General features: G+C 62.5%; 17 protein-coding genes. 6 read left to right on the forward strand and 11 right to left on the reverse strand.

The features are described 5' to 3' along the window. Window positions 1-47: 47 nt before the first annotated feature. The 8 genes from EGM97_RS14670 to EGM97_RS14705 form a co-directional block, all read right to left on the reverse strand. On the reverse strand, window positions 48-1637 hold the full coding sequence (locus EGM97_RS14670; RefSeq protein ID WP_238961208.1) for an AAA family ATPase: 1590 nt from the start codon (window positions 1635-1637) through the stop codon (window positions 48-50). 10 nt (window positions 1638-1647) lie between these two features. Then, on the reverse strand, window positions 1648-2748 hold the full coding sequence (aroB, locus tag EGM97_RS14675) for a 3-dehydroquinate synthase (protein ID WP_232777145.1): 1101 nt from the start codon (window positions 2746-2748) through the stop codon (window positions 1648-1650). A gap of 177 nt (window positions 2749-2925) precedes the next feature. Further along, the gene (gene aroK / locus EGM97_RS14680; protein ID WP_053147728.1) at window positions 2926-3444 is read right to left on the reverse strand and encodes a shikimate kinase AroK; all 519 of its coding nucleotides are present in this window, start codon (window positions 3442-3444) and stop codon (window positions 2926-2928) included. A 4-nt stretch (window positions 3445-3448) separates the two neighbouring features. Beyond that, complete coding sequence (locus EGM97_RS14685) at window positions 3449-5536, reverse strand: type IV pilus secretin PilQ (RefSeq protein WP_238961209.1); 2088 nt, start codon at window positions 5534-5536, stop codon at window positions 3449-3451. Then, window positions 5533-6078: a pilus assembly protein PilP gene (locus EGM97_RS14690; RefSeq protein WP_238961210.1), complete on the reverse strand. Its 546-nt coding sequence runs from the start codon at window positions 6076-6078 to the stop codon at window positions 5533-5535. The genes EGM97_RS14685 and EGM97_RS14690 overlap by 4 nt, the downstream gene beginning before the upstream one ends. Next, window positions 6075-6698 (reverse strand): type 4a pilus biogenesis protein PilO, encoded by a 624-nt coding sequence (gene pilO, locus EGM97_RS14695; RefSeq protein ID WP_238961211.1) that lies wholly within the window; start codon window positions 6696-6698, stop codon window positions 6075-6077. Before pilO ends, EGM97_RS14690 begins: the two co-directional genes overlap by 4 nt. After that, window positions 6695-7261: a PilN domain-containing protein gene (locus EGM97_RS14700; protein WP_238961212.1), complete on the reverse strand. Its 567-nt coding sequence runs from the start codon at window positions 7259-7261 to the stop codon at window positions 6695-6697. Before EGM97_RS14700 ends, pilO begins: the two co-directional genes overlap by 4 nt. Next, window positions 7261-8325: a type IV pilus assembly protein PilM gene (locus EGM97_RS14705; RefSeq protein WP_238961214.1), complete on the reverse strand. Its 1065-nt coding sequence runs from the start codon at window positions 8323-8325 to the stop codon at window positions 7261-7263. Before EGM97_RS14705 ends, EGM97_RS14700 begins: the two co-directional genes overlap by 1 nt. 209 nt (window positions 8326-8534) lie before the next feature. Between EGM97_RS14705 and EGM97_RS14710 the strand changes: the two genes are divergently transcribed. Next, entirely contained in the window at window positions 8535-10979 is a 2445-nt protein-coding gene (locus EGM97_RS14710; RefSeq protein ID WP_238961306.1) for a penicillin-binding protein 1A, read from the forward strand. 144 nt (window positions 10980-11123) lie between these two features. On the opposite strand, the gene EGM97_RS14715 is transcribed toward EGM97_RS14710, so the two are convergent. The 3 genes from EGM97_RS14715 to rpmE all read right to left on the reverse strand — a co-directional run bounded on the left by EGM97_RS14715 (window position 11124) and on the right by rpmE (window position 13623). Beyond that, window positions 11124-12392: a malic enzyme-like NAD(P)-binding protein gene (locus tag EGM97_RS14715; RefSeq protein ID WP_053147743.1), complete on the reverse strand. Its 1269-nt coding sequence runs from the start codon at window positions 12390-12392 to the stop codon at window positions 11124-11126. 182 nt (window positions 12393-12574) lie between these two features. Then, complete coding sequence (locus tag EGM97_RS14720) at window positions 12575-13360, reverse strand: thermonuclease family protein (protein ID WP_238961216.1); 786 nt, start codon at window positions 13358-13360, stop codon at window positions 12575-12577. 41 nt (window positions 13361-13401) lie between these two features. Further along, on the reverse strand, window positions 13402-13623 hold the full coding sequence (gene rpmE / locus EGM97_RS14725) for a 50S ribosomal protein L31 (protein WP_053147746.1): 222 nt from the start codon (window positions 13621-13623) through the stop codon (window positions 13402-13404). Window positions 13624-13916: 293 nt separating this feature from the next. On the opposite strand from rpmE, the gene EGM97_RS14730 reads away from it, so the two are divergent. The 5 genes from EGM97_RS14730 to hslU all read left to right on the forward strand — a co-directional run bounded on the left by EGM97_RS14730 (window position 13917) and on the right by hslU (window position 21000). After that, the gene (locus EGM97_RS14730; RefSeq protein WP_238961217.1) at window positions 13917-16136 is read left to right on the forward strand and encodes a primosomal protein N'; all 2220 of its coding nucleotides are present in this window, start codon (window positions 13917-13919) and stop codon (window positions 16134-16136) included. Between the two features lie 229 nt (window positions 16137-16365). Continuing rightward, complete coding sequence (gene argS / locus EGM97_RS14735; RefSeq protein WP_238961219.1) at window positions 16366-18102, forward strand: arginine--tRNA ligase; 1737 nt, start codon at window positions 16366-16368, stop codon at window positions 18100-18102. 1 nt (window position 18103) lies between these two features. Next, window positions 18104-18808, forward strand: a complete 705-nt coding sequence (locus EGM97_RS14740) for an SPOR domain-containing protein (protein ID WP_053147752.1) — start codon at window positions 18104-18106, stop codon at window positions 18806-18808. A gap of 269 nt (window positions 18809-19077) precedes the next feature. Next, complete coding sequence (hslV, locus tag EGM97_RS14745) at window positions 19078-19608, forward strand: ATP-dependent protease subunit HslV (protein WP_238961221.1); 531 nt, start codon at window positions 19078-19080, stop codon at window positions 19606-19608. A gap of 54 nt (window positions 19609-19662) precedes the next feature. Then, window positions 19663-21000 carry an ATP-dependent protease ATPase subunit HslU gene (gene hslU, locus EGM97_RS14750; protein ID WP_238961222.1) on the forward strand — a complete coding sequence of 446 codons (1338 nt, stop codon included), beginning with the start codon at window positions 19663-19665 and terminating at the stop codon, window positions 20998-21000. Window positions 21001-21020 lie beyond the last annotated feature (20 nt).

Here is a 21020-nt window from a genome sequence, read left to right on the forward strand (position 1 = left end):
ATGTTGAGGTTGCCGGGAGAGGCGGCCTGGGTAAGGCCGCCGAATCTTCAGCGAGTTGCTGCCAGTTCCTGTTGGACGCTGGCGACAGTGCGAGGCCAAGGTTTACCAGCCTGAACCTTCGCTGGCAAGGCCTTGATGGCGGAAACAGCTGCATCGCGGCTGGCGAAGCTGCCGTAGGTGATGACATACAGCGGCTTGCCGTTGAGCACTTTCTTGAAATAACGGTACTCGCCGCCCTGCTCCTTGACGAAGTTTTGCGCAGCAGACTCGGAGCTGGTGCCGAGAATTTGCACCACATAGTTGCCCGGAGCCTGGCCTGCGTACCAGCTACCCCCCGTGGCCTTGCCCGCGGTAGTGGCAGGCTTGGCGGCCGGCGTCGGCGCGGGCTTGGCAGCGGGTGTGGGCGCCGGCGCTGGCTTGGCGGTAGCCACCTGGGTGGGAGCAGGCGCCGGCTTGACGGCAGGTGCAGGAGCAGGCGTTGGCGTTGGCGCCGGACCCGCCGGCACGCCTACGGGCGGCGCGGTGGTGGTCACGGTGGGCGGCGTGTCGCTGCTGTCGTCGATCGGTGGCGCAGTACCGTCGTCGCCCTCGGTGATTCCGCCGGCCGCTTCGGCCAGGGGGCCGCGCATCACCGGTTGCGACTGGCCGACCAACGGCAGCGGCATCGGCTGGGTACTTCCGGCAAATTCCACCGCCGGGGCACCACCGTTGGGTTGTGGCGCACCCTGGCCCAGGGGCAACTGGGCCTGTTCGTTGGCCGGTGCGCCCGTGGACGGCGCCTTGTTGCGCCCCGGCATCAGCCAGGCAGCCGCGATTGCGACCACAACCACTGCGGAAATCGCCAATACGTGTTTCTTCGGCATGTTGAACCCCATACTTGGACGCTTCACCGCTGAGCGGCTGGCAATCATGACTTCGATCAAAGCATCGCGGGCGACCTGATTGATGTTGCCAGGCCAGCCGTCGGAGCTTTCGTGAATCTCAGAGATCTGATCGGCGGTGAAAAGTTCGATACCCCGGCCCGCCCCCTCCAGGCGCTGAGCCAGGTATTCGCGGGTTTCTTCTTCGGTGTAGGGCGCCAGTTCGATGATGTGGAAGCGCTCTTCCTCGAGCTGCAACTGCTCCAGGTCGGCGATCAGCGATGGCTCGCCAAAAAGAAACACATGGGGGCGACCTTCCGGCGCGCCGGCCGCCAACTCGAGCAAGGCCCCGAGGGCGGACTCGTCGAGCTGCTCGGCATCGTCCACCAGCAGATAGACTTCCTGCCCGGTCAGCGCCAACTGCACGATCTGCTCGAGAATCGCGCCGATTTCGGCCTGAGCGACATTCAACGCCTGGGCCACCTGGCGCAACACACCAGCGGCGTCACCAGCCCCACGGGCCGAGACCACCACGCTCTGTACCGATTGCTTGTTGGTACTGGCCACCAGGGCCTGGCGCAGCAACGTCTTGCCACTGCCCTGGGGACCGGTGACCACGAGCAGCAACTGGCTGTAGCGCGCCAGGTGATGCAATTGCCCCAGCACCGGCTTGCGCTGGGCCGGGAAGAACTTGAAGCCCGGGACCCGTGGAGCGAAAGGGTCGTGACTCAACTGGAAATGGCCGAGGAAAGCCTCGTCGGCATGCAAACTAGTCATCGGAATCTTATTAACCTTTAAGCTGAGCCAGGGCACGGTAATCCGCTCCCAGCGTGGCCTGTAGAACCTCTTTCGGATAATCGTCGGTCACTACCGCTTCGCCCATGCGGCGCAGCAGCACCAGGCGCAGACGACCGTCGATCACTTTTTTGTCGACAGACATATGTTCGAGAAAATCGGCTTCGGTCATTTCCTCGGGCGGAACCACCGGCAGCCCGGCTCGCAGGAACAGGCGAATGCCGCGATCACGTTCCTGCTGGCTGATCCAGCCCAGGCGCGCGGACATTTCCAGGGCCATGACCGTGCCGGCCGCGACTGCCTCGCCGTGCAGCCAGACACCATAGCCCATATGGGTCTCGATGGCGTGGCCGAAGGTATGACCCAGGTTGAGCGTGGCGCGCACACCCGACTCCCGCTCATCGGCGCCCACCACCGCCGCCTTGGCGGCGCAGGAGCGCTCGATGGCGTACGTCAGGGCGGTCTGGTCCAGCGCACGCAAGCGGTCGACGTTCTCTTCGAGCCAGCCCAGGAACGGCTCGTCACAGATCAGGCCATATTTGATGACTTCCGCCAGCCCTGCAGACAACTCGCGGGCAGGCAAAGTCTTCAGGGTCGCAGTATCGATCAGCACCACGTTGGGCTGATAGAAGGCGCCGATCATGTTCTTGCCCAGCGGATGGTTGATCCCTGTCTTGCCACCCACCGAGGAGTCGACCTGCGACAACAGCGTGGTGGGAATCTGGATGAAATCGACCCCACGCTGATAGCAGGCAGCGGCGAAACCGGCCATATCGCCGATCACGCCGCCCCCCAGGGCCACGACCGTGGTGCGACGGTCATGTCGGGCCGTCAGCAGGCCGTCGAAGATCAGTTGCAGGGTTTCCCAGTTCTTGAAGGCTTCTCCGTCGGGCAGTACGACGGAAATGACCGAAAAGGCCGACAGACTGCGCGCCAGACGCTCCAGATACAGCGGGGCGACGGTTTCATTGGAGATGATCGCCACCTGCCGCCCGGCGATATGCGGCGCCAGCAGCTGCGGCTGGTCCAGCAAGCCTTCGCCAATGTGAATCGGGTAGCTGCGCTCGCCCAGGTCGACCTTAAGTGTCTGCATGTTTCCCCACGCTGAAGATGGAATCAGGCGTCCTGCCTGCAATTAACGAAAGTGCCCAACGGGGATAAATCCCCTCGCCACAGGTCCCAGTGCTTGCCATGACACCACGGGATGGCCTTCGACGCGCCCCTGGCAGCCAGGACGAGACGCCGAGGATAGCGCATTTCCCGTGGTGCATTAACGGGGGGGCAACTGCTGCAGGCGCTCGAGAATGTCCAGCACCACCATACGCGGTGGCCGCTCATCGGTTTCCACCACCACATCGGCGATCTCGCGATACAGCGGATCGCGCAGTTCCAGCAAGTCCCGCAGGGTCTTGGCCGGGTCGGCGGTGCGTAACAGAGGACGATTGCGATCCCGGGCGGTACGACCGACCTGCTGTTCGACGGAAGCATGCAGGTAGACCACTCGTCCGCCCGCGTGAAGCGCCCGACGATTGGCCTCGCGCATCACTGCGCCACCACCGGTGGCCAGCACCACGCCATCGAATGCGCACAGCTCGGCGATCATCGCCTGCTCACGATCACGAAAGCCCGGCTCGCCTTCCTTGTCGAAGATCCATGGGATATTGGCGCCCGTGCGCAATTCAATTTCCTTGTCGGAATCTTTGAAAGGCAGGCGCAGCTCTTTGGCCAGCAAACGGCCGATGGTGCTTTTTCCAGCGCCCATCGGCCCAACAAGAATCAAATTTCGCACAGAATCAACGACTCACAGCAATCGCCTGGTTGTTCATGATACGCGGAGTGAGGAATACCAGCAGCTCGGATTTTTTCTCCGAAACCACATCACGCCGGAAAAGGCGGCCAAGATACGGCACATCGCCAAGAAATGGCACCTTATCTACAACCTTGCTCTGAGTATTTGAGAAAACGCCGCCAATCACAATGGTTTCGCCATCATTGACCAGCACCTTGGCGTTGACCTCGTTTTTCTTGATGGGTGGTACTTCCTGCACCTTGTTCAGGTAGTCAGGCTCATCCTTGGTGACCTTGACCTCCATGATGATGCGATTGTCGGGGGTGATCTGTGGCGTCACCTCCAACGACAACGAGGCCTCCTTGAACGACACCGAGGTCGCGCCGCTGGAACTGGCTTCCTGATACGGAATTTCCGTGCCCTTGAGGATTTTCGCCGTCTCCTTGTCGGACGTCACCACCTTGGGCTGTGAGACGATTTCCCCGTTTCCGGTTTTCTCCATGGCGGTCAGTTCCAGGTCCAGGAGGACATTGTCGGTAATGAACGCGATGCCGATTCCCGACGTATTGCCCGACGCGCCCATGTCCACGAACGGCTGGTTGGTGCTGGTACTGCCCGGCGTACCGATGGTGGTGGAGTTGCCGGTGCTGACCCCGGAGGTGTTCCAGTTACCCTTGTTCTGTATCGAACCGCCCCAGCGCACGCCCAGGCTCTTGTCGTAATCGACGTTGGCCTCGACGATTCGTGCCTCGATCATCACCTGACGCACCGGAATGTCCAGTTGAGCGACGATCCGCCGCAGCTCGTCGAGCCGGTCCTGGGTCTGGTAGGCAATGATGTTGTTGGTTCGCTCGTCGACCGTGATGGTACCGCGCTCATCGGCCTTTGCTTCGGCGCTGGTCACCGACTGGAACAGCTTGGCGATGTCCGCTGCCTTGGCATAGTTGACCTGTAGCAGCTCGCGCCGCAACGGAGCAAGATCGGCGATCTGCTTTTGAGACTCCAGTTCCTGGCGCTCGCGGGCCGCGATTTCGTCGGCCGGGGCCACCAGCAACACATTGCCGACCTTGCGCTTGTCCAGCCCCTTGGTCTTGAGCACCAGGTCCAGGGCCTGGTCCCACGGCACATTCTGCAGGCGCAGGGTGATGCCGCCCTGCACCGTGTCACTGGCCACCAGGTTCAGGTTGGTAAAATCGGCGATCAATTGCAGGACCGAACGCACCTCGATGTCCTGGAAGTTGAGGGACAGTTTCTCACCGCTGTAGGCGGCACGATCGCTGTTGCGTTTCTGCAGGTCTTCCACGGTCATCGGCCGCACGCTGACGGTCAGCCGGTTGTCGGTCTGGTAGGTCGAGTAATCGTAGGTGCCACCGGGCTCGATGCTGATGGTGGCCTGGTCCGATCCGGCACTGGCATTGACGAACTGCACCGGAGTGGCGAAATCCTTGACATCCAGGCGTACCCTCAGCGGTTCGGGCAGTTGGGTCCTGGTGAATTTGAGGATGATCTTGCCTTCACGCTCCTGGATGTCAGGGGCAATGGATGGATCCGACAGGTCGATCACGACATTGCCTTCGCCCTCGGTCCCTCGCTGGAAGTCCACGCCACGAATGGCCCGGCCCACCGGCGCGTTGCTCCTGGCAGGCGCAGCGCTGGTCGCTGCCGTCCCTTGGGGCTGAGCAGCCGTCCTGGGGACGGTGGTCCTGGGAGCAGCGCCTTTTCCGACCACCACGAACAGGTTGTTGCCCTCGACCCGGGCGTTATAGGGCGCCAGTTGCGTAAGACCGATGATCAGCCGGGTGCGATCCCCTGCCTCGACCACGGTCGCGCTACGGGCATTGCCGCCACCCAGGTCATGGGTCTTGCGCGCCAGTTGATTGGTGACCCCGGGCAGGTCCAGCGCAATGCGGGCCGGTTGTTCGGTGGTATAGCCGCGAGGCGTCGGCGGCGGCCCGTCGAAGGTGAGCTTCAACTCGACGCGGTCCCCCGGCAACGCCGCGACGTCCAGCGTCTTGAGGCTGGCCGCGAGAACCATCGGCGACATCAGCGCTATCCCTAGCGAAATACCGAAGGCTGTCAAAATCCTGTTCATTGTTGGGATTCCACTAATGAGTGCTCTTTCAAAGGAATGGTCCGTGGTCGCTCCAGCCAGGCCCCTTCGCCGTCAGGTACGATCTCGACCACATCGACCTGGGTGGCACTGATGGCGACGATCCTCCCGTCGTTGCGTCCCAGGTAGTCACCGACCTTGAGCCGATGCACCCCCCCGGCGCCACGCAGCAGCGCGTAGGAGCCGCCGGCATTGGCGATCGTACCGACCATTTCAAACTGCTCGATATTGAAGCCTTCCAGGTATTGCTTGACCCGGTTGGGATCGGGTCGGACATTGCGCGAGCCCTGTTGCCTGCCGGCCTGGTCCACCGGGACCTGCCGGGAAAACGGGCTGCGCAGGTTGGCGGCGCTGTAGGTGAAGGTTTCGTAGGGCTTGAATACGGGCATTGGCTCGATCTTGCCGGGCGGGCGCAGGCGCACCTCGTTCATGTAGGCGTCCAGGTCGTCGAAGCCATCACCGCCGCTGCAGCCCGCCAGCACGACCAGCCCCGCCAACAGGCCTACGCAGCGAAGCGACATCATGGCTGCGCCTCCTGCTCGTTGTAGCGGTAGGTCTTGGCCTGGATGCTCATGCGCAGTTTCGTCCCCCCGCCGGGCTCCATGGGGGCGATGTCGAAATCATGCAGCGTGACGATACGAGGCAACCCGGCAACACCGCTGACGAAGGTCGCCAGGTCATGGTAGCCACCGGTCACGGTAATCTGGATCGGCAGCTCGATGTAGAACGGTTGGGTGGCCTCGGGCAGCAATTTGATCTCTTCGAATTCCAGGCCGCTGCCCAGGCCGGTACGGGTGATGTCCTCCAACAGGCCGGGCACCTCGGTGTCGCTGGGCAGCTGGCGCAACAGCACACCAAACGACGCCTCCATCTGCTTCATTTGTTCAGTGTAGCGTTCGAGGTTCGCGGCCATATGGGCCTTGCCCGCGAACTGCGCCTTGAGGGTGCCTTCTTCCCCGCGCACCTGTTGCAACTGATCTTCCAGGTCGCTCAGCGCAATTTTATAGCCCAGGCCCAGAATCAGGATTACCAGCAGGACACCGGCCAGCCATTTGACCGGCATTGGCCAGGAACCGATGTTATTGGTGTCCAGGTCGCTGATATCGATCTTGCGCAGCGCGTCGAACCACTCCGCCGGTCTCATTGGGCCTCCTCCATGTCGACCGGACGGGTCTGGCGAACCGTCAACTGGAACACATTAGCCTGGTCGAGCTGGCCGGCCGTGGTTGCCTTTACCTCCGTCAGGCTCGGGGCATCGAAGAGGTCAGATGCGTCCAGGTTGCGCATCAGGTCAGAGACCCGGTTGTTCGACTGCGCGGCGCCCTTGATGGAGAGCGTATGGTCTTCCATCTTCACCTCGGTGAAATACACCCCATCGGGCAACGTACGCACCAACTGGTCGAAGATACGCCCACTGACCGGCCGATTACCCTGCAAGTCCTGAATGATGCGCATGCGCTCCAGCAGTTGCTGGCGACGGGCTTTCAATTCGCTGATCTGCTTGATGCGCTCGTCCAGCTCCGCGATCTGCTGCGAGATGTGGCCGTTACGGGCCAATTGGTAATCGATGGCACTGTTCAGGTACTGGACAGCGATCAATATCACGCCCACTGCGCCGACAAACGCCCCGGCCAACGCCAGTAAAAAGCGCTTGCGGCGTTCCTCGCGCAGCTCTTCGCGCCAGGGAAGCAGGTTGATCCGCGCCATCAGTCGAAGCTCCTGAGGGCCAGCCCGCAGGCAATCATCAGCGCGGGCGCATCGCTGGCCAGGGCTCCGGCGTTGACCCGACTGCCAAGGGCCATGTTGGTGAACGGGTTGGCTACCTGGGTAGGCGTGCCGAGGCGCTGCTCGATCAGCCGATCCAGCCCCATGATCGACGCCGTACCGCCTGCCAGCAGAATGTGGTCTACCGCGCTGTACTGGCCCGATGCAAAGAAGAACTGCAGCGAACGCGACACCTGCTGCACCAAGGCTTCGCGAAAGGGCTGCAGCACCTCACCGGAATAATCGTCGGGCAGCCCCCCTTGTTTCTTTGCCAGCCCCGCCTGCTCGAATGTCAGGCCGTAGCGGCGCTGGATCTCCTCGGTCAGTTGCCGACCGCCGAACAATTGCTCACGGGTGTAGATGATTCGACCGTTGTGCAGCACGCTCAGGGTGGTCATGGTGGCGCCAATGTCGATCACCGCCACCGTCAATCGCTCCTGGGAAGCGGCCAACTGAGTGGCCAGCAGACCGAAGGCGCGCTCCAGTGCATAGGCTTCGACGTCAACCACCCGTGCCGCCAACCCGGCCAGTGCCAGCGCGGCCTCGCGCACCTCGACGTTTTCCTTGCGACAGGCGGCCAGCAGCACCTCGACCCGCTCGGCGTTGCGCGGCGACACGCCCAGGACCTCGAAATCGATGGCCACCTCATCCAGCGGATAAGGAATGTACTGGTCGGCCTCGATCTTGAGCTGGTTCTCCATGTCATCGTCGGACAGCCCGGCATCCATCTCGATGGTCTTGGTGATGACGGCCGATCCCGCCACGGCCACCGCCACGCTGCGCAAGGGTGTCCTGGCCTTGGCCACCACCCGGGACAGCGCCTGGCCCACCCCTTCGAGCTCGGCGATGTTTTTCTCGACCACGGCATTGGCCGGCAGCGGCTCGACCGCGTAGGACTCGACACGGTATCGGTCGCCCTGGCGGCTCAACTCGAGCAGCTTCACCGACGTGGAGCTGATATCTATCCCCAGCAACGCATGGGCTTTTTTATTGAAGAGTCGCAGCACTACCAATTCCCTATGACTATCCGTGAGTTACGGACTCTCTAATACGCATTGCGTTCAATCACGCCGGCCCGACGGACGTCCGGATGGCGTTCCCGACGAAAAAAAATGCTTATAATGCGCAGCGCTTTTTTTCGCTTTGTTGCACGCTCGGGTCCTTCCCCTGCACCTGGCGCCTTTTTCATTCTTTGCCTGGATATCCAAAAGCCTTGATTCGTCTGCTGAAATTTTTCGGATGGTCCATCGTCGCCGTTTTCTGCGGACTGCTCCTGGGTCTGAGCGGTGCGTTTCTTTACCTTAGTCCGGGATTGCCGTCTGTGGAGGCGCTGAGAAGTATTCAGTTGCAGATTCCTCTGCGGGTCTACAGCAGCGACAACAAGCTGATCGCCGAATTTGGCGAAATGCGCCGCACACCGATCCGTTTCGCAGACATTCCACCCAATTTCATCAATGCGTTACTAAGTGCTGAAGACGACAACTTCGCCAATCATTACGGCGTCGATCCCGGCAGCCTGATGCGGGCCGCAAGCCAATTGGTCAAGAGCGGGCACATCCAGTCCGGCGGCAGTACCATCACCATGCAGGTGGCCAAGAACTTCTTCCTGACCAGCGAGCGCAGCTTCTCGCGCAAGACCACTGAGATTTTGTTGGCCCTGCAAATCGAGCGGCAGCTGACCAAGGACGAGATCCTCGAGCTGTACGTAAACAAGATTTATCTGGGCAACCGCGCCTACGGCATCGAGGCGGCTGCACAGGTCTACTACGGCAAGTCGATCCGCGACGTGAGCCTGGCGCAGATGGCAATGATTGCCGGCCTGCCCAAGGCGCCGTCGCGCTTCAACCCGTTGGCCAACCCCGCACGCAGCAAGGAACGTCGCGACTGGATCCTGGGGCGCATGTACAAGCTCGGCAAGATCAGCGAAGCCGAGTACACCGCCGCGATCAACGAGCCATTGAACGCCAGCTATCACGTACCGACGCCGGAAGTGAATGCGCCCTATATCGCCGAAATGGCCCGCGCCGAGATGGTCGGCCGCTACGGCAGCGATGCCTACACCGAAGGTTTTCGCGTAACCACCACAGTGCCCAGCAACCTTCAGGAAATGGCCAACACCGCACTGCACGAAGGCCTGATGACCTACGACCAGCGCCACGGCTACCGTGGGCCTGAATCACGCCTGCCGGGCAAGACTCGCGAAGCCTGGGCCCTGGAACTGACCAAGCAGCGCGCCATCAGCGGGCTGGAGCCGGCAATCGTCACCGAGGTGGGGAAGGACGGGATCAAGGTCCTGACCCGCAACGGCGAGCTGGAAGAGCATGTCAGCTGGGAATCGATGAAGTGGGCACGCCCGTTTCTCAACACCAACAGCATGGGCGCCGCTCCCCGGCAACCGTCGGACGTTGCCCAGGTCGGCGACCTGATCCGGGTGCAACGCCAACCGGACAATACGCTCAAATTCAGTCAGATCCCGGCCGCCCAGGGCGCACTGGTCTCCCTCGACCCGCAAGACGGCGCGATCCGCTCGCTGGTGGGTGGCTTCGCCTTCGAACAGAGTAACTACAACCGCGCCTTGCAGGCCAAGCGCCAGCCGGGCTCGAGCTTCAAGCCGTTCGTCTACAGCGCCGCCCTGGATAACGGCTACACCGCCGCCAGCCTGGTGAACGATGCGCCGATCGTGTTCGTCGACGAGTACCTCGACAAGGTCTGGCGACCGAAGAACGACACCAACACTTTCCTCGGTCCGATCCGTCTGCGCGAAGCGCTGTACAAGTCCCGCAACCTGGTGTCGATCCGCCTGCTGCAGGCGCTGGGCGTGGATCGCACCATCGATTACATCAGCCGGTTCGGCTTCAACAAGCAGGACCTGCCGCGCAACCTGTCCCTGGCCCTGGGCACGGCGACCCTGACGCCGATGGAAATCGCCACGGGCTGGAGCACCTTTGCCAATGGCGGGTACAAGGTCACCCCGTACATCATCGAAAAAATCGAAAGCCGTAATGGCGAGACGTTGTTCGTTGCCAACCCACCACGGGTACCCACAGGCGAGCAGGCCAGCGACGGCATTGCGGCGCCAGCCACCGAAACGTTCACCGTGAACGCGACCCCGGGTGAAGCCGCGACTGCCCCGGCGGTGCCGCAGGCGCCGGCCATCGCCGAACGTATTGTCGATGGACGTACCACCTACATCCTCAACAGCATGCTGCAGGACGTGATCAAGCTCGGTACGGGCCGCCGTGCGCTGGCCTTGGGCCGTACCGACCTGGCGGGCAAGACCGGCACCACCAACGAATCCAAGGACGCCTGGTTCTCGGGTTACAACGGCGATTACGTGACCACTGTCTGGACCGGTTTCGACCAACCGGAAAGCCTCGGTCGTCGCGAGTTCGGTGGCACCGTGGCGTTGCCGATCTGGATGAGTTACATGGGCGCCGCCCTCAAGGACAAACCGCCCCACACCCAACCGGAGCCGGAAGGCATCCTCAGCCTGCGCGTAGACCCGGTCAGCGGTCGCGCCGCTACGCCAGGAACTCCGGGTGCCTACTTCGAACTGTTCAAGAGCGAAGACACCCCGCCGTCGGTCAACGAACTGGGCAACGGCGTCGCGCCAGGCAGCCCGCTGCCAGCGGACGAAGCGGCGCCGATTGATTTGTTCTAGGGAAGCAGTGGCGAGCTTCAAGCGGCAAGCTTCAAGTGAAAAGCCAGGGTAGTACGCACCGCTCTTAACTTGCAGCTTGAAGCTTGCCGCTCGAAGCCCATAAAAAAACCTGGCCGAAGCCAGGTTTTTTATGGGCGGCTGCCGTTAACCGTTGAACACATCATCCACGCTCTTGAGCGGGTAGTTCTTCGGATACGGCAGAGTGGCCACGCCGGTCTCGATCGCGGCCTTGGCCACGGCGTCGGAGATCAGGGTGATCAGGCGGGCATCCATTGGCTTCGGAATGATGTACTCACGGCCGAATTCCAGCTTGATGCCGCCGTAGGCATCGCACACTTCCTGGGGAACCGGCAGCTTGGCCAGCTCGCGCAGGGCGTTGGCGGCCGCGACTTTCATTTCTTCGTTGATGCGCTTGGCGCGAACGTCCAGGGCACCACGGAAGATGAACGGGAAGCCCAGCACATTGTTCACCTGGTTCGGGTAGTCCGAACGGCCGGTGGCCATGATCACGTCGCTGCGAGTGGCGTGAGCCAGCTCCGGGGAGATTTCCGGGTCCGGGTTCGAGCAGGCGAACACGATCGGGTTCGGCGCCATGCGCAGCAGGTTTTCCGGGCTCAGCAGGTTCGGACCCGACAGGCCGACGAACACGTCGGCGCCGTCCAGCGCCTCAGCCAGGGTGCGCTTGTCAGTAGCGTGGGCGAAGACCGCCTTGTACTGGTTCAGGTCGGTACGGCCGGAGTGGATCACACCGGTACGGTCGACCATGAAGATGTTCTCGATCCGGGCGCCCATGCTCACCAGCAACTTCATGCAGGAGATGGCCGCAGCGCCGGCACCCAGGCAGACGATCTTGGCTTCCGGCAGGGTCTTGCCGGCGATTTCCAGGGCGTTGATCATGCCGGCCGCGGTCACGATCGCGGTGCCGTGCTGGTCATCGTGGAACACCGGAATGTCGCACTGCTCGATCAGGGCGCGCTCGATCTCGAAGCACTCGGGAGCCTTGATGTCTTCCAGGTTGATGCCACCGAAAGTGATGGAGATACGCTTGACGGTGTCGATGAAGGCTTGCGGGCTCTCGGAGTCGACTTCGATGTCGAACACATCGATACCGGCGAAGCGCTTGAACAGCACGCCCTTGCCTTCCATGACCGGCTTGGAGGCCAGTGGACCGAGGTCACCCAGACCGAGGATCGCGGTGCCATCGGAAATGACTGCAACCAGATTGCCCTTGCCGGTGTATCTGTAGGCCAGTTCCGGGTCGCGAGCGATTTCGCGTACGGGTTCGGCTACGCCGGGGCTGTAGGCCAGCGACAGATCGCGGGCAGTAGCGGTGGCCTTGGTGAGCTCGACACTCAGCTTTCCTGGACGAGGATTAGCGTGATATTCGAGAGCGGCAGTTTTCAGATCAGACATGTGGGCATTCCGCTTTTTACTGTGTTGGACAGACGGACCGCCGAGGATACGCCCCTCGCAAAGTCCCTACAAGACTGACCGGTCACCCCTGTCAAGCGCCCTGCCCTACGACTTTGGGCCAAGAGCCGCTAAACACAAGGGATTGATGCATACAATTCAACTGAAAAATGTCTACAATTTTTTTATCGAGACAGGACGACCAGCATCGCCGGATCAGTCAAAGGCAATAACCAGCGATCCCGTCCCGGTTCGAGCGCCCCACGCCTCGACCGATCCACCACCCAGCCGCGCGCCTCGACCGGCTTCCCCTGCAGACGTTCAAGCGAAGCCATATCGAAACGGCTTATCCAATTGGGAGCAACATGCAGTACAACCGCACCCTCCAATTGGAGCCAAACACCACCACGATTGCGCCTGACGGAATTCACGCGACCGCTGAGCACCGCGAAACCAGGCGCCCCGACCTGCTGCGCCTTGAGCACCGGCGAACGCTTCCAGAGCCCGAGGCGCGCTTCACGGGCCTGACGCTCGGCGGTCCGCTGGCAGTCCGCCAAGTCGGTATTCGGCGCCACCGCCACCTGGAAACCCAGGCCCTCGGCGAGCAGTTGCGCTTCGAGGTTATTGCCGTCGGCACCATAGACATGGGCCAAAGTGCGCCCGTAGCGATCCCGCCCCTCCCGACCGGGAAGCAGGCCCACCTGCCCGTCGCTGGCAGCTATCAGTGTTTCGAGACGACGACGGGCCGCAACGGCGAAGGGCTCGTCGGAGCGGCCCTGACGACCAAGTTCGGGACTGTTGAGACCGATCATGCGCACGCTTCGGCCATCGGCCAGGCGCAGGGTGTCGCCATCGACCACCCGCTGGACCTTCGCCCGGACCAGGCCTGCCGGCGCCGGACAGAAGGCTTCGGCCCCGCTCAGCCAAATCGCGGACACAAAAAAGGCGCCCACCAGGGACGCCTTTTTCATCAATCTGGAGCCGCCGGAACGAGCCTCCAAAATGATCAGCCTCAGGCCTTTTTGGTAGCGCCGAAAGCACCGAAACGGTCGGCGAACTTCTGAACGCGGCCACCGGTGTCCAGAGTCTTTTGCTTACCGGTGTAGAACGGGTGGCATTCGTTGCAAACGTCGATCGCCAGGGCTTTGCCGTAGGTCGAACGGGTTTCGAACTTGTTGCCGCAGCTGCAGGTCACGGCAACGGCTGGGTATTCTGGATGGATATCGGCTTTCATGGTGTTTTCCTCAGGCTAGCGTGCCGCCACCCAACACTATTGTTGAATACCGCACGTAATTAGGGCGCGGATTCTACCAGACATCGACAATGACGCAAGCTATGCCTTGTACCAACCGTCTGCTAGGCTCCCCGCCTCAAGCACGATTCCCCCTGTGGGAGCGAGCCTGCTCGCGATTGGGGTGAGCCAGTCGACATCGCTTTGGCTGATCGACCGCTATCGCGAGCAGGCTCGCTCCCACAGGAAAAGTGCCCAGCCCTTGCGAACCCGATCGTCTACCGAGACTTCCCCGCGTGCCCGACGCCATCCTGCGCCTCGCCCTGCCTTCGCCCTTGCGCCGCCTGTTCGACTACCGCGCCCCGGCCGGGGTCCCACGCGCCCGGTTGCAACCCGGCATGCGCCTGCGGGTGCCGTTCGGTCGACGCGAAATGATCGGCATTCTGGTGGAAGTCACCGACCATAGCGAGGTCCCGGCCGACAAGCTCAAACCGGCCCTTGCGCTGCTCGATGCCACGTCTCCGCTGCCGGCGTCACTGTTCAAGCTGTGCCTGTGGACGGCCCAGTATTACCAGCACAGCCTTGGCGACACCTTGAGCTGGGCACTGCCGGTGCTGTTGCGTCAGGGCGAACCGGCGGAGGCGCGCCAGGAGCGATTCTGGTCCGTGGCGCCGGGGGCGTCGGCGGACGACCCGCGCATCGCCCGCGCACCCCGTCAGCGCGAAGCCCTGGCGACCCTGGCCCAACATCCCCATGGTGTGGCCCACGCCTTGTTGAGCAAGCTGATGCTCAGCAAGGACAGCCTCGACCTGCTGCTGGCAAAAGAGCTGGTGCAGGTGAAGGTCCGCCGGCACGCGCCGGGCGTGCGCCACGAACATTGGCTGGCCCAGCCGGAACTGCCGCTCAATGCCGAACAACGGGCCGCCTGCGAGGCGATTCGCGCCGGGTTCGACAGCTACCATGCATTCCTGCTGGCTGGCGTCACCGGCAGCGGCAAGACCGAGGTCTACCTGCAACTGATCCGCCAGACCCTTGAAGCCGGCAAGCAGGCCCTGGTACTGATTCCGGAAATCAACCTCGGCCCGCAAACGCTGGCGCGTTTTGAACAACGCTTCAACGCCCGGATTGCCCTGGTGCACTCGGCGGTCAACGACCGCGAGCGCCTCGAAGCCTGGCTCGCGGCACGGGATGGCGAGGCCGATATCATCATCGGCACCCGCTCGGCCCTGTTCACGCCGATGAAAAATCCCGGCCTGATCATCATCGACGAAGAACACGACGGCTCCTATAAACAGCAGGAAGGCCTGCGCTACCACGCCCGCGACCTGGCGGTGGTGCGCGCCCGCCAGGAGAATATCCCCATCGTCCTCGGTTCGGCGACACCATCCCTGGAAAGCCTGCACAACGCCTACACCGGCCGCTACGGCCTGTTACGCCTGAACGAACGGGCCGGCGGCGCGAAACAACCACGCTTCCTGCGCCTGGACGTAAAAAGCCGACCACTGGACAGCGGCATTTCCGGGCCGATGCAACAAGCCATCGGCCAGACCCTGGCCGCCGGACAGCAGGTCCTGGTGTTTCTCAATCGCCGAGGGTTCGCCCCGACCCTGTTGTGTCACGACTGTGGCTGGATGTCCGGCTGCGAGCGCTGCGACGCCCGGATGACCGTGCATCAACGCTACGGTGAATTGCGCTGCCACCATTGCGGACACACCGAACGGGTGCCAAGGCACTGCCCGCAATGCGGCAAAGTGGACTTGCGCCCGGTAGGCGCCGGCACCGAGCGCGCCGAAGAACGGCTGGGCATCTTGTTTCCCGATTACCCGGTGCTGCGGGTGGATCGCGACAGTACATCGCGCAAAGACGCGATGAACCAGTTGTTTGCCACCATCCAGAAAGGCCAGCCGTGCATCCTGGTGGGCACGCAGATGCTCGCCAAGGGACATCACTTCCCCCGAGTGACGCTGGTATCGATCCTCGACGCCGACGGAGGGCTGTTCTCCGGTGACTTCCGCGCCAGCGAGCGCATGGCGCAGCTGATTGTCCAGGTTGCTGGCCGGGCCGGGCGCGCCGAGGAGCCGGGCAGGGTGATCATCCAGACCCATCTGGCGGACCACCCCCTGCTGATACAACTGACTGAAGAAGGCTATTTCGCCTTCGCCGAGCAGGCCCTGAGCGAACGGCGCAGCGCCGGCCTGCCACCGTTTGCCCACCTGGCACTGCTGCGGGCCGAAGCCCATAAACCGGGACAGGCCGAAGGCTTCCTCGACGACGCGTGCAGCGAGGCCGAGCGTTTGCTGGCGGAGCAGAACCTCACCGGGATCGAACTGTTGGGCCCAGTGCCGGCTCCGATGGAGCGGCGGGCCGGACGCTATCGGGCGCAGCTATTATTACAGGCCAACGCCCGGGCGCCGCTGCACCGGCTATTGAGTGCCTGGCTGCTGGTGTTGGAACAAATGCCCAGTGGTCGGGCGGTGCGCTGGTCGCTGGATGTGGATCCGGTGGATCTCTACTGATCCCACACCTTGTGGGAGCGAGCTTGCTCGCGATGGGGGCATCAAATTCACCATCACTGGTGCCTGATATACCGCTATCGCGAGCAAGCTCGCTCCCACAGGGATTTAGGCACCAAACAGCTCCAACCGACCCGCTACAGTTGGCAAGCCCGCCTTCGCCACGGATAATGCCCAGTTTTTCCACCAGCGCATCGAAGCGCCGCCGCGCCTGCGGTTGAAAGAGAAGACCATGAAAGACACCATTCGCCAGCTCATCCAGCAAGCCATCACCCAACTCGTCGCTGAAGGTGTGTTGCCAGAAGGCCTGTCGCCGGCGATTCAGGTCGAAAACACCCGAGACAAGACCCACGGCGACTTCGCCAGCAACATCGCGATGATGCTCGCCAAGCCGGCCGGCATGAAGCCACGGGACCTGGCCGAGAAGATCATCGCCGCGCTGCCGGCCGACGAAAACGTCGCCAAGGCGGAGATTGCCGGCCCTGGCTTCATCAATTTCTTCCAGAACACTCAGGCCCTGGCCTCGCGCCTGGACGCGGCCCTGGCCGACGAGCGCATCGGCGTGCGCAAGGCCGGCCCCGTGCAGCGCACCGTGATCGACCTCTCGGCCCCCAACCTCGCCAAGGAAATGCACGTCGGCCACTTGCGCTCGACCATCATCGGCGACGGCGTGGCCCGGGTGCTGGAGTTCCTTGGCGACACCGTGATCCGCCAGAACCACGTGGGCGACTGGGGCACCCAGTTCGGCATGCTGATGGCTTATCTCCAGGAAAACCCGATCACCAGCGATGAACTGTCGGACCTGGAGAACTTCTACCGCGCCGCCAAGCAGCGCTTCGACGAATCCCCGGAGTTCGCCGACCGCGCCCGTGGCCTGGTGGTCAAGTTGCAGGCCGGCGATGCCGACTGCCTGGCGCTGTGGACCCGGTTCAAGGACATCTCTCTGTCCCACTGCCAGAAAATCTACGAGTTGCTGAACGTCAAGCTGACCATGGCCGACGTAATGGGCGAAAGCGCCTACAACGATGACCTGATCAACGTGGTCAACGACCTCAAGGCCAAGGGCATGCTGGTGGAGAGCAACGGCGCCCAGTGCGTATTTCTCGACCAGTTCAAGACCGCCGACGGCGAGCCGCTGCCAGTGATCATCGTCAAGGCCGACGGCGGTTACCTCTATGCCACCACCGACCTGGCGGCCGTGCGCTATCGCAACGGTGTGCTCAAGGCGGACCGGGTCCTGTACTTTGTCGACCAGCGTCAGGCCCTGCACTTCCAGCAAGTGTTCGAAGTGGCCCGTCAGGCCGGCTTCGTACCGCGCCCGATGGAAATGGAACACATGGGCTTCGGCACCATGAACGGCGCCGACGGCCGTCCGTTCAAAACCCGCGACGGCGGCACGGTGAAGCTGATCGACCTGCTGACCGAAGCCCAGGAGCGCGCCTATGCACTGGTCAAGGGCAAGAACCCGGACCTGGCCGAAGACGAGCTGCGCCAGATCGCCAAGGTCGTGGGCATCGATGCGGTGAAATATGCCGACCTGTCCAAGCACCGCACCAGCGACTACAGCTTCAACTTCGACCTGATGCTCAACTTCGAAGGCAACACCGCTCCGTACCTGTTGTACGCCTACACCCGCGTGGCCGGCGTGTTCCGCAAGCTCGGCAAGGGCTTCGATGAAGTCGAAGGGCGGATCGTGCTCGAAGCGGCCCAGGAGCAGGAATTGGCGGCGAAGCTGGCGCAGTTCGGCGAAGTGCTCAATAACGTGGCCGACAAAGGCACGCCGCATACCCTGTGTGCGTATCTGTATGACGTGGCCGGCCTGTTCTCCAGCTTCTACGAGAACTGCCCGATCCTCAATGCCGATACCCCCGAGCAAATGCAAAGCCGCCTGCGCCTTGCCGCGCTGACTGCACGCACGCTCAAGCAGGGCCTGGAACTGCTGGGCCTGGAAACCCTGGAGCGCATGTAAGTTGGCCGCCAAGAAAAAACCTGCACCCAAGCGCGGCGCCAGTCGTTACCAGCCCCCGGCCAAAAAGCCGATTCCGGGCTGGTTATGGATGGCTATCGGCCTGACGGTTGGCGCTTTCATTGTTTTCCTGATGAAGCTGGAGCCGGGCCAGGGCGATGACGTCAAGCGCGTCAAGCAAGAGCAGCAGAAGGCCACGCGCATCGCCGAGGCCAACAAGACCCCACCGAGCCCGACGCAACCGGTGAAGCCGAAGTACGACTTCTACACGTTGTTGCCGGAATCGGAAGTCATCGTGCCGCCCGAGGCCGTACCGGAGAAAACCCTGCCGACACCGCAAGTGCCGCAGGTGCCTGCCACGCCCGTCACTCCGGCAGAAGCGGCCAAGATCGACACCGCCCGCGCCCAGGCCGCCCTGGCGGGCATCACGCCGCCACCGGCCCCACCCGTGCAGAAAGCCGCCCCGGTGACGAAGTTCTTCCTGCAAGCCGGTTCATTCCGCAAGGAGGCCGATGCCGACAAGGTCCGGGCGCAGATCATCCTGCTGGGCCAATCCGTGTCGGTAGAGTCCGGCACGGTGAAGGACGAAACCTGGTACCGGGTCCTGGTCGGCCCGTTCAGCAACCGAGAAGAGCTGACCAAGGCGCAGAAACAGTTGGCTGGCAGCGGCTTCAGCAACCTATTGTTACAACAACGCCAGAGCCGCTGAATCAAGCGACACCAACCCCTGCGGCGAGGGGATTTATCCCCGCTGGGCTGCGCAGGAGCCCCAAAAGCTTGAGGCAATTAGCCTGACACTCCGATGGCAAGCTTTGGGGCCGCTTCGCGGCCCAACGGGGATAAATCCCCTCGCCACAGAATCGGAACAGCCAACCCACCGCTCATCCCCTGCTCCACCGCGCAGTTGAAAAACCCCACGCCACCCCCATATGAGTTTCCATCCGGGCATTTTCGCCCCGCTGCGTGGAGACTCTTCCCTTGACCACCATCGTTTCAGTCCGCCGTCATGACAAAGTCGTCATGGGTGGCGACGGCCAGGTTTCACTGGGCAATACCGTGATGAAAGGCAACGCGAAGAAAGTCCGCCGCCTGTATCACGGCCAAGTCATCGCCGGTTTCGCCGGGGCCACCGCTGACGCTTTCACCTTGTTCGAGCGTTTTGAAGCCCAGCTGGAGAAACACCAGGGCCACCTGATCCGTGCCGCCGTGGAGCTGGCCAAGGAATGGCGCACCGACCGCTCCCTGAGCCGCCTCGAAGCCATGCTCGCGGTCGCCAACAAGGACGCCTCGCTGATCATCACCGGCAATGGCGACGTCGTTGAGCCCGAAGACGGCCTGATTGCCATGGGTTCCGGCGGCGCCTACGCCCAGGCCGCGGCCAGCGCCCTGCTGAAAAAGACTGACCTGTCGGCCCGTGAGATCGTCGAGACCGCCTTGGGCATTGCCGGCGACATCTGCGTCTTCACCAACCATAACCAGACCATTGAGGAGCAGGACCTCGCGAATTAAGCCTGCCCAGGCCCAGTGCCAAGGCTCATTCTTGCTTGAGGACCGCCAATTATTATGTCCATGACTCCCCGCGAAATCGTCCACGAACTCAACCGCCACATCATCGGCCAGGACGATGCCAAGCGCGCCGTCGCCATCGCCCTGCGTAATCGCTGGCGCCGGATGCAATTGCCCGAAGAACTGCGCGTCGAAGTGACCCCCAAGAACATCCTGATGATCGGCCCGACCGGCGTCGGCAAGACCGAAATAGCCCGTCGCCTGGCCAAGCTCGCCAACGCCCCGTTCATCAAGGTCGAAGCCACCAAGTTCACCGAAGTCGGCTATGTCGGCCGTGACGTCGAGTCGATCATCCGCGACCTGGCCGACGCCGCCATCAAGCTGCTGCGCGAGCAGGAAATCACCAAGGTGCGCCACCGCGCCGAAGACGCCGCCGAAGAGCGCATCCTCGACGCGCTGCTGCCTCCGGCGCGCATGGGCTTCAACGCCGATACCGCCGCGACCCAGGATTCCAACACCCGCCAGTTGTTCCGCAAACGCCTGCGCGAAGGGCAACTGGACGACAAGGAAATCGAGATCGAAGTGGCTGAAATGACCGGCGTCGACATCTCCGCGCCACCAGGCATGGAAGAAATGACCAACCAGTTGCAGAGCTTGTTCGCCAACATGGGCAAGGGCAAGAAGAAAAGCCGCAAGCTCAAGGTCAAGGAAGCGCTGAAGCTGGTGCGCGATGAAGAAGCCAGCCGCCTGGTCAACGAAGAAGAATTGAAGGCCAAGGCCCTGGAAGCGGTCGAGCAACATGGCATCGTGTTCATCGACGAAATCGACAAGGTCGCCAAGCGTGGCAACGTCGGCGGCGCCGATGTGTCCCGTGAGGGCGTGCAACGTGACCTGCTGCCATTGATCGAAGGCTGCACGGTCAACACCAAATTGGGTATGGTCAAGACCGATCACATCCTGTTCATCGCCTCCGGCGCTTTCCACCTGAGCAAGCCGAGCGACCTGGTACCGGAGCTGCAGGGCCGCCTGCCGATCCGTGTCGAACTCAAGGCGCTGTCACCGGAAGACTTCGAACGCATCCTGAGCGAGCCCCATGCGTCGCTGACCGAACAGTACTGTGCATTGCTCAAGACCGAAGGCCTGGACATCGAGTTCACACCGGAAGGCATCAAGCGTCTGGCGCAGATTGCCTGGCAGGTCAACGAGAAGACCGAGAACATCGGCGCCCGTCGCCTGCACACGCTGCTCGAACGCCTGCTCGAGGAAGTCTCGTTCAGCGCCGGCGACCTGGCCAGCGCCCACAGCGAAACGCCGATCCGGATCGACGCCGAATACGTGAACAGCCACCTGGGTGAATTGGCGCAGAACGAAGACCTGTCGCGGTATATTCTTTAAAGCTGCAAGTTGTGAGCTAC

Origin of the sequence: Pseudomonas sp. AF32, assembly GCF_022342325.2 — a bacterium.
Taxonomy (GTDB): Bacteria; Pseudomonadota; Gammaproteobacteria; order Pseudomonadales; family Pseudomonadaceae; genus Aquipseudomonas; species Aquipseudomonas uvaldensis.